Here is a 14,771-nt window from a genome sequence, read left to right on the forward strand (position 1 = left end):
AGATAAATCATAGCGATGAGTTAAATATAGAAGATAACCAAGTCCAAGATCCAACCGATGATTTAGAATTAACCCAAGATGATGAAATAAATGACGATGCTAAAAAAATTGAAGATGAATTACAAGACAATATACCTCAAATAGAAGAAAATCAACAAGAAGAATCATTAACCCAAGATGATGAGTATCCTATAGTAGAAGAAGAAATTAAAGAAATAAATTTTGATGATATTCCTCAAGATGCTGAATTCTTAGGACAAAATAAAAATGAAAATAAACAAGCAGAAGATTTTCTACCTATAGTAGAAGAAGAGTTAAAAGAAAAGGAAAATTTAGACGATGATCTTGGTATTAATTCTGATTTGAGCACTCAAGATCAAATCAAAGAAGAGCTTGCAGCGCTTGATGAATTAGATGATAATATAAAAGATTATGAAAGCACTAAAATATTAGATGATTTTAAACAAGAATCAATTTTAGGAGATGAAATTTTGACAGCTGGTAATAATGAAGAACTTGTTGTTCCAAAGATGCAGTACAATGATTTTGATGAGTTAAAAGAAAGCGAAATTCAACAAGCTTTAGGAGAAAAAATTACAGAAACTTCTGAAATTTCTAGCACATCAAATGATACAAATGAAAATGATAATAACAAAGAAAAAATAGTTAATGAATTAAGCCAAAGCATAGCTCAAACTATTTCTTCAAGTATTAAAGATGATACCTTAAAAGCAGCATTAAAAGGTATGAATATGAATATAAACATTAAGATTAGTTTTGAGGATATGAAAGATTGAAAGGTTTTATTTTAGTTATTTCAGGTCCTAGTGGAGCAGGTAAATCTACTCTTTTAAAGAAACTTTTTAAAGAATTTAATGATGAGCTTTATTTTTCTATCTCTTCTACAACGAGAAAACCAAGAGAAGGAGAAATTCACTCAAAGCATTATTATTTTATATCTAAAGACGAATTTGAACAAGGTATAAAAGAGGATTATTTTTTAGAGTGGGCTAAGGTTCATGAAAATTATTATGGGACTTCTTTAAAAAATACAATAGATGCTTTAGAAAATGGAAAAATTGTAATCTTTGATATCGATGTGCAGGGTTTTAGTATAGTGAAAAAGAAATTAGCTGATAAAATTGTTTCTGTTTTTATCACTACAAAAAATAAAGAAGAGTTAAAACAAAGACTTATTAAGCGAAATACTGATACAATAAATGCATTGCAAAAAAGATTAGAAAATGCAAGTGAAGAGATGAAATGGATTGAAAATTATGATTATTTAATTATTAATGATGATTTAGAAGATAGCTATGAAAAGCTAAGAACTATTCTAAAAGCTCAAAAGATTAAAGTTCAAAATCAAAATTTAAATCAATTTCAAATTAATTGGAGTAAAGGAGATTAATTATGCATATGCCAAGTGGAACCCAATGGTTGATTATTTTACTAATTGTTGTATTGCTTTTTGGAGCAAAAAAAATTCCAGAACTTGCAAAAGGTTTAGGAAAAGGTATTAAAACTTTTAAAGATGAGATGAATTCAGATGATACGGTAGTAAAAAACACCCAAAAGATTGAAGAAAAAACAAATGATGATTTGCAGTCGCAAACACAAGATAAAGATGAATTGAAAAAAGCTTAAGGTTTATTTTGAAAAATATTATTTTTAAAGAAATTTCTAAAATTTTAGAGCAAGATTTTATACTCGAAAATCCAAAAGATAAAAATTTAGCTCATTTTGCTACCCCTTTGGCTTTTTCTTTGGCCAAAACGCTTAAGAAAAATCCTATGCTTATTGCTACAGAATTAGCACTTAAATTTGAAAATCATCATTGTTTTGAAAAAGTTGAAGCACTTAATGGATATTTGAATTTTAAGATTTCTAAAGAATTTTTAAATGTTTTAGCAACCAAAGCTTTAAAAGAACCTCAAAATTTTACCAAAGGAGAGGTTAAAGATCAAAGCTTTTTACTTGAATTTGTAAGTGCAAATCCAACAGGACCTTTGCATATAGGTCATGCTAGAGGAGCTATTTTTGGTGATACTTTAGCAAGGATAGCCAGGCATTTAGGCTATAAAATGGATACAGAATATTATGTCAATGATGCGGGAAATCAAATTTATCTTTTAGGACTTTCAGTTCTTTTAAGCGTAAAAGAACAATGTCTTAAAGAAAAAGTTATATATCCTAATGAGTATTATAAGGGTGAGTATATAGCTGAATTAGCCAAAGAAGCTTTTGCGCATTTTGAAAAAGATTTTTTTAAAGAAGAAAATATCCCTGCATTAGCCTCTTGGGCTAAAGATAAGATGTTACACTTAATCAAAGAAGATCTTCAAAAAGCTAAAGTAAACATAGATGCGTATTCTAATGAAAGTTCTTATTATGATGCTTTAGACGAAACACTTCAAGTCTTAAAAAAGCATGGGGGAATCTATGAAAAAGAAGGTAAAATTTGGCTTGCATCAACCTTAAAAGGCGATGAAAAAGATCGCGTTATCATAAAAGAAGATGGCAAGGGTGCTTATCTTGCTGCAGATATTGTTTATCATAAAGATAAAATGAGTCGTTCTTATGATAAATGTATCAATATATGGGGAGCAGATCATCACGGCTATATCTTAAGAATGAAAGCAGCAATGGAGTTTTTAGGTTTTGATTCTAATAAATTAGAAATTATACTTACTCAAATGGTATCTTTACTTAAAGACAAAGAACCTTATAAAATGAGCAAAAGAGCTGGAAATTTTATTTTAATGAGTGAAGTTTTAGACGAGATAGGTGCTGATGCTTTAAGATTTATATTTCTTAGTAAAAAATGTGATACGCATTTAGAATTTGATATTAATGATCTTAAAAAAGAAGATAGTTCAAATCCTATTTTTTATATTAATTACGCTCATGCAAGAATTCATCAAGTTTTTATCAAAGCTAAAAAAACTCCACAAGATGTTTTAAATGCTGATTTTTCGTCTTTAAATCAAGAGGGTATTAATTTAGTTTTTGAAAGTTTAAATTTAGAATCTATCTTAAATGATGCTTTTGAATCAAGATCTTTACAAAAACTTCCTGATTATTTGAAAAATTTAGCATCGAATTTTCATAAATTTTATAATGAAAATCGCGTTGTCGGTGCAGAAAATGAAGATACTTTATTAAAACTTTTTTCTTTGGTTGCCTTGAGTATAAAAACAGGTCTTTCCTTAATGGGAATTGAAGCTAAAAATAAAATGGAATAATCTGCAAAAAATTGCAGATTAGTTCTTTAAAAGTCGAAAATTTCTCCAAGCCAACTTTCTCTTTTTTTCTTTTTATAGTAGTTATTGTGATGATCGTATTGAGAGTGAGAGTTATAGGATTGATTATAAGAAGTTGCATTATTTCTTTCTATTATTTTATCGAGCTCTCCTCGATCAAGCCATACCCCACGGCATTTTGGACAATAATCAATTTCAACCCCATTTCTATCACTCATCATTAAATCAATATTGCAAACTGGACATAGCATTAATACTCCTTTAAAAAATTAAAGAATTATAATCATAAAATTTAAATCATTCGTTTCAAAATTGATAAAATAATATTTTTAAGATATAACAAAGAAAACCAATATTTAATTAAAGGTTTTAAGATAAGTGCTTCCAAGATGGGATAAAAAATATTGTATTGGTCATGAAATAATTGATTCTTGGCATAAAAAACTTTTTGAACTTGCACAAAATGTTAAATCTGCATTTTATCGTTATGTTAAAAAGATGAGCTTAAACAATTGCTTATTGAACTTTTTTATTATATTAAAGAGCATTGTGAAGATGAAGAACAATATATGAGAGAAATTAACTATCCTCATTATGAACAACATTGCAAAATTCATCAGCAAACTATAAGCAATATGATCAGTATGATTAAAGATATTAAGTCTACAAATGATCTTAAAGAAAAATTTTATAAAACTATTAAACATAAATTTATAGAACATGTAATTTGTGAAGATATGGAAATTGCAAAATGGAAAAGTAAATTAGATTTTATAGAAAATAGAATATTAGATGATGATTTAACTTTTGAAGAGTGTATTATAAATGAAAATGTTAAAAATTTAAGCTTTGAAGAATGCCAAGTATATTGCACTTGTAAGTGTGAAAATTTTATTCATCAAGTCCCTTTAAGTATTTATCATAAAATTCAATCAGGCACAACGCAATTTAAATGCAAAAAATGTAAAGCGATATTGAAATTTCATCATCAAGATGAGTGATTATCTTCTTTTGTGTAGTTTTGCGTGTCTTGTCATCATAAAGCTTTGCTCAAAAAAGATTAGCAAAGTCACACTTACTCCTATGGCTAGAGCCAAAGTAACAGACAAAGCTGTAAAAGCATAGTCAAAAAAGCTTATTAAATAAGTTGTTTTTAGTTCCATACTTTCACTTCTAATAAAAGAAATCAAATTTAATATCGCCTTATAAGCATAAATTCCAGGTATCATAGGTATAAGAGCTGGAAAAACTATAATTTCAGCAGGGGTTTTAAATATTTTAGCCAAAGCTATACTTAAACAACCTATAAAAAACGAAGCCAAAAAAGTTGCTATAGCTAAAGTTTGAAAGTGTAAATATTCAATTAAAACAAAACGAAATCCGTGTGCTATCGCAGCAAGTAATGCAGAAAGTATCAAAGTTTTAAAAGGAGGATTACAAGCATATGCAAAACCAAATCCAGCTATAGCAGCAAAAAACATATCGCCAATTATCGAACTAAAGCTAATCATTGCAAAATCCCAAGATTAGAAATACTTAAGGTCATATAAATTCCTATACTAATACAACAAACTAAAATGATGACGCTTATAATACGACTAAGTCCCATTAAAATGTGATCTTTGAGTATATCGATGATAGAGTTGATAAAAAATACCCCAGGAGTAAGATATAAAATACTAGATCCTAAAGCAACATTTGCTTCTTTGACAAAATTTAAATCTATACCTAAAAATACAATCCAAGAAGTGATAAAAGAGCAAAAGATATACTGAATTTTTATATTTATTTTTAATCGTGTAAAAATATATCTGAAAAAAAGCCCCACTAAAGTTCCAAAAAGCACAAACAAACATCCACCAAAATCTCCACCAAAAAGCCTACAAAAAGCAGAATTAGCAACGGATATAAACAAAATTCTACTAAGAGAAGAATGTTTTTTTTGAGAGATTAATTCTTTAAAAGTTTCTTGTGCATATTCTAAAGAATATCTTTTATCATAAATAGCCCAGCTAAGTGCACTAAGATCAGAGATAAGTTTGAAATTTATATTTTCACTTTTAGTTGGAACTACGTAAGTTCTTTGTGAAGATTTATCACTTCTATCAACGATATTGAGTGTAAAATGGTGAAAAAAGAAATTTATGTGTATTTCATATCCATAAACTCGTGTTATTCTATCAACACATTTTGCAATTCTTGATGTGTAAGTTCCAGAGCTTAACATTATACTAACATATTCGATTAAAAAATTTGTCAAAGTTTGGATATTTGGTTTTTGCATCTTTTGTTTTGCTTTTTTTAAAATTTTTAAAAAATTATAACAAATTTTTAAAATAAAGATTAATAAAAATAAATTTTTTAATCTTTTTTGTAAATTAACAAACTCAACAAATTTACATTTTTAGCCTTATCATAAAAAAATTAACAAATAATTTTTTTTTAAATTTTTTTTCCTATAATTGCACTTAACATTCAAAAATGTAACAATTTTCAAGGAGATTAAATGAAAACGAAGTTTTCGGTTATTTTAAGCGCTTGTCTTCTTTCGTCTTCTTTTCTTTATGCAAAAGCTGATGATGAGATCACAAGACTTCAAAAACAACTTGCACAAATTCAAAAGGAAATTGAGCAGTTAAAAAAAGAAAAAGAGGCTCAAGCTAAGCAAAACGAAGAAGTAAGAGCTGAGCTTGATGATCTAAGCGATAGAGCTGATGCAAATGAGTTCCAAGCAGCCTTGAGTAAGGTTAAATTTGGTCTTGAATTCTCAACTGCTGTATCAAATACAAATTTTAAACTTCCTGCACAAAGTTACAGTGCAAACAATAAATGGATGATGGAGCTTCATTTAAATATGAACGCTGATATCAATGACAAAACCAAATTCTATGGTCGTTTATCTATGGCTAAAAACTGGTCTCAAATGGGTTGGGGAACAACTCCACTTGATCTGGATGCAGGAAGAAACACTAGAACAAGCGGTCCTGTTCTTTATGTAGATAGAGCTTATTTAGATTACTATATCACTCCGAATTTAATCGCCACTATAGGACGTCAACCAGGAACAGATGGTCCAGGAAGCAACCTAAGAAACAATGCCTTAAGACAATCAACCTATCCAGCTTTAGCCATCAATGCTTTAGGTGATGCTGCGGTTTTAACTTATAAGCCAGAAAGTTTACAAGATTATAAAGTAGCTATGCGTGCTGCTTATGGTAAAACTTATCAATGGGATGAAGAAGGTAAAGTAAGAGACTGGATGAGTGATCAAAAAGATGCTGATGCTAATCTTTACTATGCTGCAGTAGAAGGGCAACTTCCTATAGAAGGTATGGGGGATAACTTATTACTTCTTAATGTAGCTTATATTAGCGACTTTTCACTTCCTATTGACGCTGGTAATCTTAATGCTGCAATTGGTGGTGCCGGTGTTAAAAATCTTGGTGATGCCACTATAGCAAATATCCATTTTGAAAACTACAAAGCTTTTGGAACAAATTTTAACTGGTTTACTTCTTTAGGATACTACAATGGAAGCAATGCTAATACATCTTGGTTACCTAATGTGCCTCAATTAGCAAATGGTTTAAAATTTAATGAAGAAGATGGTTATGCTGTGCATGTAGGCGGACGCTATGATTTCACTCAAGCTTTAAAAGTGGGTTATGAGTTTTTCTGGGGAAGCAGATACTGGTATACTATGAGCCGTCCAAGTATCAATGATCCATTAAATATCAGAATGACAAGAGGAACAGCTCATGATGTTTATGTGATTTATCAACTTGATAGATATCAATTCTTAAGACTTAGCTATACAAATATCCAAAACAAATGGGGAAATCGTGGAATTCCATTAATGGGAGCTAAAAAAGAAAAATCAAGAGCTGATAATATAATGCTTATGTATAATGTAAAATTCTAAGGAGTTAAAGATGAAAAAAGTAATTTTTGCCTTATTTCTAACTCTTCCAATCTTTGCTTTTGCTAATGATTGTGATACTTTGATGAAAAAATATGAAGCTCCAGAGCCTGAGTCAAAAACTATGAAACAAGTTGAAAGATGGGTTAGTAAAAAAGTAAAAGACCCAAAAGATGCAGCCATCCTTTCAGAGTGTATGATAGCACGTGCTGCTGATAATCCAAATCAAGTTTCAGTTGCAGGTAAATAACAAAAAAGCGCTTTTATAGCGCTTTTATCATTTAATCTTTTAAGCTACAATTTCTAAAATTTTTTAAGGTCAATATGCAAGAAATCATTCAATTTATAGTTGATACTGCTAGTTCTTGGGGATACTTAGGTATTATCATCTTAATGACTTTAGAGAGTTCTTTTATACCTTTTCCGAGTGAAGTTGTGATGATACCTGCTGGATATTTGGCACATAAGGGAGAGCTTAATCTTTTTTTGTGTATTTTAAGTGGGGTATTTGGTTCTGTTTTAGGGGCTTTGATAAATTATTATATTTGTTTTTTTTGGGGTAAGAAATTTGTTTTGAAATTTGGAAAGTATTTTGGTATCAATGAAAAAAAATTTTCCAAATTTGAAGAATTTTTCTTAAAATACGGAGAAATTTCAACTTTTATTTGCAGACTTTTACCTGGCATTCGTCAATACGTCTCAATGCCAGCTGGACTTTCTAAAATGAAACTTTTAAATTTCGTCTTTTTTACGGCTTTAGGCAGTGCTATTTGGGTTAGCATACTTGCATTATTAGGATATTTTATAGGAGAAAATGAAGAACTTATCAAAACCTATTTAAGTCAAATTTTAGTTTTTATTATAATATTTTGCTTTATCTTTGTTTTTATTTATGTAAAAATAAAGATTAAAATTTAATCTATATTTTTATAGTTTATAAATAATTGCTATGAGATTTTAATTTAATATTTGTATTAAATATTTTAATTTCAAATTTTTGATAAAAAATTATTGTTAAAAATTTTAAAGATTAAATTAATTATCAAATAAATACATAAATTTATCAATAAAGCTCTTCTAAATTGGGAAAAAATGCTTGAATTGCTTGTTCTATCTTTTCTTTTTCCTCTAGTAAAATTTTTTTATTTTTTTCTCTGAATTCTTTATTGGAATAAAAAATAAGATAAGAAATGCTTATAGCAGCAATGATTTTTTCTTTATGTTCTATAGCTATGGCCATACATTCGATTTGAGGATTCATTTCCCCGCTTTCTAAAGCGATCTTTTCTTTTTTAATTTGTTTGGTTTGATTGATAAGTTCATCTATATTATTTAAAGTATTTGGAGTAATTTTTTCAAAATTTTTAGGATATAAAGCGTTTAATTCTTTTTTGCTTTTATTGGCCAATAAAGCCTTACCCAAAGAAGTAGCATAGGCTGGATAAGAAGTGCCAACAAAAGATTTTAATTGCACTTGATTATTTGCATCTACTTTTTCTATATAAAGAACATTAGAACCTTTTAAGATACCTAATTGGCAAGTTTGATGAGTCAAATCTCTTATATTTCTCATATGTTTTTTAATGAGCTTTAAAATATCATTTTCACTTTTTATGCTATGGCTTAATTCTAGAATTTTAGAATCTAACTCATAAGTTTTATTTATTAAATCGCATTTAATGTATTTTTTATCTTGTAAGGTTTGTAGTATCGGAGAAAGTGTTCCTGTAGGGATATTTGTTTTTTTAGAAATTTGAGTGAGATTTGATTTTTCTTTTGCTAAAAGTTCTAAGATTTTTAAAACTCTAAGTGTGGGTTGATGTAAATTCATTGCAATCCTTTGATCAATATACTTTAAATTCTAACATATATTTTACTTTTGGTAACACAGAATTATTTTTTTAGCTTAGTTTTTATTGCTTGATATGGCTAGTTTTAAGGGATATATAAAAAGTAAAATCAGGCATTTTAGAGCTTGATTTTTAAAAAATAATGAGTTATATTTTTTGTATATAGATATATTTTTGTATATACAAAAAAAGGAGAATTAAATGAAAAGTTTAAAAGGAACATTCCCGGCTTTGCTTACACCTTATAATAATGATGGAAGTATCAATGAAAAAGAATTTATGCGTTATTGTGAATTTGGAATTTCAAAAGGACTTGATGGACTTTTTTGCAATGGTAGCGCTGGAGATTCTCAGGCTTTGGGTATAGAATATCAGATCAAATTAATGAAACTTGCAAAAGAAGTGGCTAAAAATAATGTTCCTATAATCACAGGAATTACCTCAAGCGTATATGAAAATACTTATATCTTAGCTCAAAAAGCTTATGAAATGGGTCTTGATGCGCTTTTACTTGCTATGCCTTATTATTATAAACTGAGCGAAGAAATGCTTTTTGATTATGTAAAAAATTTAGCTTCTAAAGTAAAACTTCCACTATATATTTACAATATCCCGCTTTTTGCACCATCTCTTTCGCTTAATCTTATAGAAAAACTTTCAAAAATAGACAATATAGTGGGCATTAAAGATAGCAGTGGCGATGCTTTGTTGTTAAGTCATATTTTAGATGTAGTGCCTAGTGATTTTGATGTGTTTGTGGGAAGAGAAGAATTTTATGCAGGAGCTTTGTTTTTGGGTGCTAAAGGATCTATGACAAGCATAGGAGGGATTTTTCCTGAGTTTATGAGTGAAATTTATAAAAGTATGAATGAAAAAAAATATGATAGAGCCTTGCTCATACAAAAAAGCTTATTAAAAGCAATAAGATTTGGTATGAGTAAACCTTTTCCTATGGGATTTGCATTATTTTTAAAAGCAAGAGGTTTTGAATTTGCAAATTTCACTCCTCACCCTTTATCTTTAGAAGCGATGAAAGATTTAAATTTAAAACTTGATGAGGCAAAAAATATCATTAAAGATATGGAAAAAGAAACAGGTATAAGTGTATCAATTTAAAAATACAAACTTAAAGGAAAATAATGAAAAGTTTTATAATCGTAAATGAAAAGGACAATGTTGCCACTGCCTTAAAAGACTTTAAAAAAGGTGAAAAAATAGACAATATTGTTTTATTAGAAGATATAAAAAGTGGTCATAAGTTTGCAATTAAAGATATAAAAAAAGGTGAGTTGATTATCAAATATGCCGAAGCTATCGCTTTAGCAAACGCTAATATCAAAACAGGAGAATGGGTGCATATTCATAACACCGAAGGTATTCGTGGTCGTGGGGATAAGGAGTAAAAATGGATTTAATGGGTTATAGAAGAGAAGATAATAAATTTGGACTTAGAAATAAAGTCATCATCATACCAAGTGTGCATTGTGCTAATAAAGTGTGTGAAAATATAGCTAGAGAATGTGAAGGTGCGGTTTATATCAATCATCAACACGGTTGTTCCCAGCTTGAATTTGATGCTTTGCAAACCAGAGATGTTTTAATAGGGCATGGCACCAATGCTAATGTTTTTGGAGTTTTAATTGTAGGGCTTGGTTGTGAAGTGATACAAGCTGAAGTGGTGGCTAAAAAAATTAAAGAATCAACACCTTATAAAAAAGTGGAATACTTAATCATACAAGAATGTGGCGGGAGTAAAAATACTATAGAAAAAGGCGTAAAAATTGTTAAAGCTATGCTTAAAGAAGCTACAAATTTAGAAAAAAGCAAAGGAGATTTTAGCGATCTTATTTTGGGCACAGAGTGTGGTGGAAGTGATAGTTATAGTGGACTTAGTGCAAATCCTGCTTTGGGAAGTTTGAGTGATTTTGTAATCGATCAAGGCGGAGCTGTAATTTTGGCTGAAACTACAGAACTTATAGGCTGTGAAGATATTTTAGCCAAAAGAGCAAAAAATGATGAAGTGGCTAAAAAAGTGTATGAAAAGATACTAGGATATGAAAATTTAGTTAAATCTTTCCATGCGGATATAAGAGGAGCAAATCCAAGTCCAGGCAATATACAAGGAGGGCTTAGCACTATAGAAGAAAAGTCTTTAGGTTGTGTTTATAAGGCTGGAACTAGAACTTTAATGGATGTGATTGATTATGCTAAACCTGTGATCTCTAAAGGCCTTACTTTTATGAATACACCCGGAAATGATATAGAACAACTTAGTGCCATGGTTGCAGGTGGAGCAAATATTTGTGTTTTTACTACAGGTCGTGGCACTCCTACAGGATCTGCAATAGTGCCTACAATTAAGATGAGTTCAAATACTTTTTGTTATGAAAATATGAATGATGCTATAGATATTAACGCAGGAAGTATTATAGATGGGATAAAAACAAAAGAAGAAGTGCGCGATGAACTTATAGCTTTGATTGTGAGAATTTCTAAAGGGGAATTGGTTAAAGCTGAGATCAATGGACAAAATGATTTTTCAATCTGGAGACTGGCTACAACTTGTTAGAAAAGAAAAATATTTTACTTTAGATAAAGGAGAAAATAATGGATTTAAGAATTAAAGATAAGATTTGTATTATTACAGGTGGTGCTAAGGGAATTGGTTATGGTATTGCAAAATTATGGGCTAGCGAGGGTGGAATTCCTGTAGTTTTTTCAAGATCTATGCCAAAAGAGCATGATAAGGAATTAAAAAGCTTGTGTAAAAATTATAGTTTTTTTGAGATCGATTTAAAAAATTATGACTTAATTGCTAAGCTTGTCAATGAAGTTGTAGCTAAGCATAAAGGGATTTATGCATTAGTTAATAATGCAGGGGCAAATGATAATTTACACATTGAAAATACAAGCGTTGAGGATTTAATCAAATCTTATGAAAATAATCTTTTTCATTATTATGCTATGGCAAAAGAGTGTTTGCCTTATATCAAAAAAGAACAAGGAAGTATTTTAAATGTAGTTAGTAAAACAGGTATTACAGGTCAAGGAAGAACTAGTGCTTATGCTTCAGCAAAAGCCGCACAAATGGGTTTTACTAGAGAATGGGCTTGTGCTTTTGCAAAAGATAATGTTAGAGTAAATGCTATAGCTCCTGCTGAAGTGATGACTCCTCTTTATGAAAAATGGCTTTTAAATTTTGCCGATCCAAAAAAACAATATGAAAAAATCGCTAAGGATATACCTTTAGGTCATCGTTTTACTACTATAGAAGAGATTGCAAATACAGCAGTTTTTACTCTAAGTCCTCTAGCTTCTCATACTACAGGACAAATTTTATTTGCTGATGGGGGTTATGTGCATTTAGATAGGGCGTTAAACTGGGATAAGGAGTGAAAATGAATGAAAATAAAAATATCAAAATAGCTATTATTTTAGTAAGCTCACTTTTCTTTTTGTGGGGAGTAAGTTATGGACTTATTGATGTGATGAATAAAAATTTTCAAAATCATTTACATATCACTCAACACGAAAGTAGCTTTTTACAACTTGCTTATTTTGGGGCATATTTTATTATAGCTTTACCAGCAGGATATATCGCTAATCGTTATTCTTATAAAATGGGTATTATTTTTGGTCTTTGTCTTTATGCTATAGGGGCTTTACTTATTATACCGGCTACAAATTTAGCTTCTTTTTATTTATTTTTATTTGCTTTTTTTATCTTAGCTTGTGGTATTGGTTCTTTAGAAACAAGTGCAAATCCTTATATGGTAAAACTTGGAGATGAAAAAAATGCAAGTTTTAGAATCAATGCTGCACAAAGTTTTAATGGTTTGGGTCAATTTTTAGGACCTATTATAGGCGGAGCTTTGTTTTTGTCTATTACTAAGCAAGAAGAAGGGGCTACTAAAGAGCAAATTGAAGCAGCTTTAATAACAAACATGGGAAATGTTCAGCTTGTTTATGTGGCTATTGCTGTTATAGTGATTTTAATTCTTATTGCTTTTGCTATGAATAAAATTCCAGAAGGTAGCGAGGTAAGTAAGGATTATGAATCAAAAGATAATTCTAAGGCTATAGAAGTCTTTAAACACAGACATTTTAATCTAGGACTTTTAGCACAATTTTTATATATAGCCAATCAAGTTGCCGCAGGAGCATTTTTTATAAATTATGCGGTTGAGCATAATGAGAATTTAACAGATTCGAAAGCGGCTTATTATTTTTCTATAGCTTTGGTTGCTTTTATGTTAGGACGCATTGTTTCTACGCCTTTGATGAAAAAAATTAAAGGAGAAAGTATTTTAGGACTTTATTCTTTAATCAATGTTTTTATTTGTATAATGCTTTATTTTGCAAGTGGCTTTTTTAGTGTAATGCTTTTAATTGCTTTATTTTTCTTTATGTCTATTTCTTTTCCTACTATTTTTGCAATTGCAACTAAGAATTTACCTTTTAATCAAGTAAAACTAGGTGGGTCTTTGCTTGTAATGAGCATAGTAGGAGGAGCGATTGCGCCTATAATTATTGGTTTTATTAATGATCATTTTGGCACAAGTATGGGATATTTGGCTATGGCGCCGTTATTTTTGTATGTGGCTTATTATGGATTTTTTGGATCTTATATAAAGGTTGATAATGCAAAAGATTTTTGATGCACATTTGCACCTTTGGGATTTAGAAAAAGTAAATATTTCTTGGTTAAAAAATGATAAAAGATTAGAGCAAAATTTTGATTTTTTAAAGGCAAAAAAGGAATATAAAAATTTTGATTTTATAGGTGCTATGTATGTTGAAAGCGATAGCGATGATAAACATAAAGAAGCTTTATATGCTTTAAATTTAAAACAAAATCATAAGCTTAAGCTTTGTCTTGCAAATTTAGAATACAAAAAAGATCTTTGCGCTTTTAGAGAGGTTATGCATACAAGTTTTAAAGGAGCTAAAAGACTTTTTGAAGATGATTTTAAAAAAATCATAGAGCTTTTAATAAAAGAAAATATCGTTTTTGAAGCTTGTGTTAAAAATGAAGAACTTTTCTTTTTGCAAGAATTTTTAAATCAAAATCCGAATTTAAAAGTTGTTTTAGATCATATGGGAAGCCCTAAAGAATCTCGTTTTAATGAGTATAAAAAAGATTTAAAAAGTTTAAAGGAATTTTCAAATTTATATATCAAATTTTCAGCCCCTGATGATTTTTCTAATGAAAGTTCAAAAGAATTTATTTTTGAGCTTTTTGCTTTTTTAAAAGAAAATTTTAATGAAGATAAATTCATCTTTGGAAGCAATTATCCAGTAACAAGACTTAGTCCTAATGAATGGGCAAATTTGATTATAGAAAGTAAAGTTTTTAAAGAATTAGACAAGATATTTTTTAAAAATGCTTTATCACTTTATAAAGGAGTTTAATGCAAAGATATGAACAAATTATAAAAATAAAAAAGGAAAAAATAACCGAGTATAAAAAACTTCATCAAAATCCTTATAGTGGGGTTTGTGAAATGATTAAAGAGTGTAATATACAAAATTATTCTATTTATCTTTTTGGTGAATATTTATTTGCATATTTTGAATATATAGGCACCGATTTTAAGGCAGATATGGAAAAAATGGCACAAGATAAAAATACGCAAAAATGGTGGAAAGTGACAGATCCTTGTCAAATTTCCTTAGGCTATGCAGGTCAAAAATGGCTTGATATGGAAGAAGTATTTCATTTAGATTAAAAAAGGAGAA

17 protein-coding genes and 2 pseudogenes are annotated in these 14,771 nt (G+C 29.2%); 15 read left to right on the forward strand and 4 right to left on the reverse strand.

What is annotated here, in order from left to right; genetic code table 11:
* From DU473_RS08245 to argS, 4 genes and pseudogenes are all read left to right on the forward strand, one after another.
* Nucleotides 1-797 (forward strand): annotated as a pseudogene (locus DU473_RS08245) (hypothetical protein); the annotation flags it as partial.
* Complete coding sequence (gene gmk, locus DU473_RS03360; protein ID WP_131163587.1) at nucleotides 794-1,411, forward strand: guanylate kinase; 618 nt, start codon at nucleotides 794-796, stop codon at nucleotides 1,409-1,411. The pseudogene DU473_RS08245 and the gene gmk, both read left to right, overlap by 4 nt.
* 2 nt (nucleotides 1,412-1,413) lie before the next feature.
* Nucleotides 1,414-1,647 carry a Sec-independent protein translocase subunit TatA/TatB gene (locus DU473_RS03365; RefSeq protein WP_131163586.1) on the forward strand — a complete coding sequence of 78 codons (234 nt, stop codon included), beginning with the start codon at nucleotides 1,414-1,416 and terminating at the stop codon, nucleotides 1,645-1,647.
* Nucleotides 1,648-1,655: 8 nt separating this feature from the next.
* Nucleotides 1,656-3,245 (forward strand): arginine--tRNA ligase, encoded by a 1,590-nt coding sequence (gene argS / locus DU473_RS03370; protein ID WP_131163585.1) that lies wholly within the window; start codon nucleotides 1,656-1,658, stop codon nucleotides 3,243-3,245.
* 26 nt (nucleotides 3,246-3,271) lie between these two features.
* On the opposite strand, the gene DU473_RS03375 is transcribed toward argS, so the two are convergent.
* Entirely contained in the window at nucleotides 3,272-3,514 is a 243-nt protein-coding gene (locus DU473_RS03375) for a TFIIB-type zinc ribbon-containing protein (protein WP_131163584.1), read from the reverse strand.
* Nucleotides 3,515-3,769: 255 nt separating this feature from the next.
* Between DU473_RS03375 and DU473_RS03380 the strand changes: the two are divergent.
* Nucleotides 3,770-4,264 (forward strand): annotated as a pseudogene (locus DU473_RS03380) (hemerythrin domain-containing protein); the annotation flags it as partial.
* On the opposite strand, the gene DU473_RS03385 reads toward DU473_RS03380, so the two are convergent.
* The gene (locus DU473_RS03385; RefSeq protein ID WP_131163582.1) at nucleotides 4,265-4,774 is read right to left on the reverse strand and encodes a threonine/serine exporter family protein; all 510 of its coding nucleotides are present in this window, start codon (nucleotides 4,772-4,774) and stop codon (nucleotides 4,265-4,267) included.
* A complete protein-coding gene (locus DU473_RS03390; RefSeq protein WP_131163581.1) occupies nucleotides 4,771-5,547 on the reverse strand; it encodes a threonine/serine exporter family protein in 777 nt (258 codons plus the stop codon). The genes DU473_RS03385 and DU473_RS03390 overlap by 4 nt, the downstream gene beginning before the upstream one ends.
* Before the next feature lie 222 nt (nucleotides 5,548-5,769).
* Between DU473_RS03390 and omp50 the strand changes: the two genes are divergently transcribed.
* The 3 genes from omp50 (at nucleotide 5,770) to DU473_RS03405 (ending at nucleotide 8,100) form a co-directional block, all read left to right on the forward strand.
* Nucleotides 5,770-7,185, forward strand: coding sequence for an outer membrane tyrosine kinase (gene omp50, locus DU473_RS03395; protein WP_131186523.1), 1,416 nt, complete (start codon nucleotides 5,770-5,772; stop codon nucleotides 7,183-7,185).
* Nucleotides 7,186-7,195: 10 nt separating this feature from the next.
* Entirely contained in the window at nucleotides 7,196-7,432 is a 237-nt protein-coding gene (locus tag DU473_RS03400) for a hypothetical protein (RefSeq protein ID WP_131186524.1), read from the forward strand.
* 74 nt (nucleotides 7,433-7,506) lie between these two features.
* Nucleotides 7,507-8,100 carry a DedA family protein gene (locus DU473_RS03405; RefSeq protein WP_131163579.1) on the forward strand — a complete coding sequence of 198 codons (594 nt, stop codon included), beginning with the start codon at nucleotides 7,507-7,509 and terminating at the stop codon, nucleotides 8,098-8,100.
* A gap of 145 nt (nucleotides 8,101-8,245) precedes the next feature.
* On the opposite strand, the gene DU473_RS03410 is transcribed toward DU473_RS03405, so the two are convergent.
* The gene (locus DU473_RS03410) at nucleotides 8,246-9,013 is read right to left on the reverse strand and encodes an IclR family transcriptional regulator (protein ID WP_131163578.1); all 768 of its coding nucleotides are present in this window, start codon (nucleotides 9,011-9,013) and stop codon (nucleotides 8,246-8,248) included.
* A gap of 220 nt (nucleotides 9,014-9,233) precedes the next feature.
* Between DU473_RS03410 and DU473_RS03415 the strand changes: the two genes are divergently transcribed.
* The 7 genes from DU473_RS03415 to DU473_RS03445 are packed head-to-tail and all read left to right on the forward strand — an operon-like array spanning nucleotide 9,234 to nucleotide 14,761.
* Nucleotides 9,234-10,148, forward strand: a complete 915-nt coding sequence (locus tag DU473_RS03415; RefSeq protein WP_131163577.1) for a dihydrodipicolinate synthase family protein — start codon at nucleotides 9,234-9,236, stop codon at nucleotides 10,146-10,148.
* A 23-nt stretch (nucleotides 10,149-10,171) separates the two neighbouring features.
* A complete protein-coding gene (locus DU473_RS03420) occupies nucleotides 10,172-10,435 on the forward strand; it encodes a UxaA family hydrolase (RefSeq protein WP_131163576.1) in 264 nt (87 codons plus the stop codon).
* A 2-nt stretch (nucleotides 10,436-10,437) separates the two neighbouring features.
* Nucleotides 10,438-11,601 (forward strand): UxaA family hydrolase, encoded by a 1,164-nt coding sequence (locus DU473_RS03425; protein ID WP_131163575.1) that lies wholly within the window; start codon nucleotides 10,438-10,440, stop codon nucleotides 11,599-11,601.
* Nucleotides 11,602-11,639: 38 nt separating this feature from the next.
* Nucleotides 11,640-12,428: an SDR family oxidoreductase gene (locus DU473_RS03430; RefSeq protein WP_131163574.1), complete on the forward strand. Its 789-nt coding sequence runs from the start codon at nucleotides 11,640-11,642 to the stop codon at nucleotides 12,426-12,428.
* 2 nt (nucleotides 12,429-12,430) lie between these two features.
* On the forward strand, nucleotides 12,431-13,690 hold the full coding sequence (fucP, locus tag DU473_RS03435) for an L-fucose:H+ symporter permease (protein ID WP_131186525.1): 1,260 nt from the start codon (nucleotides 12,431-12,433) through the stop codon (nucleotides 13,688-13,690).
* Nucleotides 13,674-14,444, forward strand: a complete 771-nt coding sequence (locus tag DU473_RS03440) for an amidohydrolase family protein (protein WP_131163572.1) — start codon at nucleotides 13,674-13,676, stop codon at nucleotides 14,442-14,444. Before fucP ends, DU473_RS03440 begins: the two co-directional genes overlap by 17 nt.
* Nucleotides 14,444-14,761 (forward strand): L-rhamnose mutarotase, encoded by a 318-nt coding sequence (locus tag DU473_RS03445; protein ID WP_131186526.1) that lies wholly within the window; start codon nucleotides 14,444-14,446, stop codon nucleotides 14,759-14,761. The genes DU473_RS03440 and DU473_RS03445 overlap by 1 nt, the downstream gene beginning before the upstream one ends.
* The last annotated feature ends 10 nt before the right edge of the window (nucleotides 14,762-14,771 follow it).

The organism is Campylobacter novaezeelandiae (assembly GCF_004323845.1).
Lineage (GTDB): Bacteria > Campylobacterota > Campylobacteria > Campylobacterales > Campylobacteraceae > Campylobacter_D > Campylobacter_D novaezeelandiae.

Bases quoted from the DNA above. Each gene is read 5' to 3' on its own strand.
- DU473_RS03365 (WP_131163586.1), top strand. From the start codon at position 1,414: ATGCATATGCCAAGTGGAACCCAATGGTTGATTATTTTACTAATTGTT.
- DU473_RS03375 (WP_131163584.1), bottom strand. From the start codon at position 3,514: ATGCTATGTCCAGTTTGCAATATTGATTTAATGATGAGTGATAGAAAT.
- DU473_RS03385 (WP_131163582.1), bottom strand. From the start codon at position 4,774: ATGATTAGCTTTAGTTCGATAATTGGCGATATGTTTTTTGCTGCTATA.
- DU473_RS03390 (WP_131163581.1), bottom strand. From the start codon at position 5,547: ATGCAAAAACCAAATATCCAAACTTTGACAAATTTTTTAATCGAATAT.
- omp50 (WP_131186523.1), top strand. From the start codon at position 5,770: ATGAAAACGAAGTTTTCGGTTATTTTAAGCGCTTGTCTTCTTTCGTCT.
- DU473_RS03400 (WP_131186524.1), top strand. From the start codon at position 7,196: ATGAAAAAAGTAATTTTTGCCTTATTTCTAACTCTTCCAATCTTTGCT.
- DU473_RS03405 (WP_131163579.1), top strand. From the start codon at position 7,507: ATGCAAGAAATCATTCAATTTATAGTTGATACTGCTAGTTCTTGGGGA.
- DU473_RS03410 (WP_131163578.1), bottom strand. From the start codon at position 9,013: ATGAATTTACATCAACCCACACTTAGAGTTTTAAAAATCTTAGAACTT.
- DU473_RS03415 (WP_131163577.1), top strand. From the start codon at position 9,234: ATGAAAAGTTTAAAAGGAACATTCCCGGCTTTGCTTACACCTTATAAT.
- DU473_RS03420 (WP_131163576.1), top strand. From the start codon at position 10,172: ATGAAAAGTTTTATAATCGTAAATGAAAAGGACAATGTTGCCACTGCC.
- DU473_RS03425 (WP_131163575.1), top strand. From the start codon at position 10,438: ATGGATTTAATGGGTTATAGAAGAGAAGATAATAAATTTGGACTTAGA.
- DU473_RS03430 (WP_131163574.1), top strand. From the start codon at position 11,640: ATGGATTTAAGAATTAAAGATAAGATTTGTATTATTACAGGTGGTGCT.
- fucP (WP_131186525.1), top strand. From the start codon at position 12,431: ATGAATGAAAATAAAAATATCAAAATAGCTATTATTTTAGTAAGCTCA.
- DU473_RS03440 (WP_131163572.1), top strand. From the start codon at position 13,674: ATGCAAAAGATTTTTGATGCACATTTGCACCTTTGGGATTTAGAAAAA.
- DU473_RS03445 (WP_131186526.1), top strand. From the start codon at position 14,444: ATGCAAAGATATGAACAAATTATAAAAATAAAAAAGGAAAAAATAACC.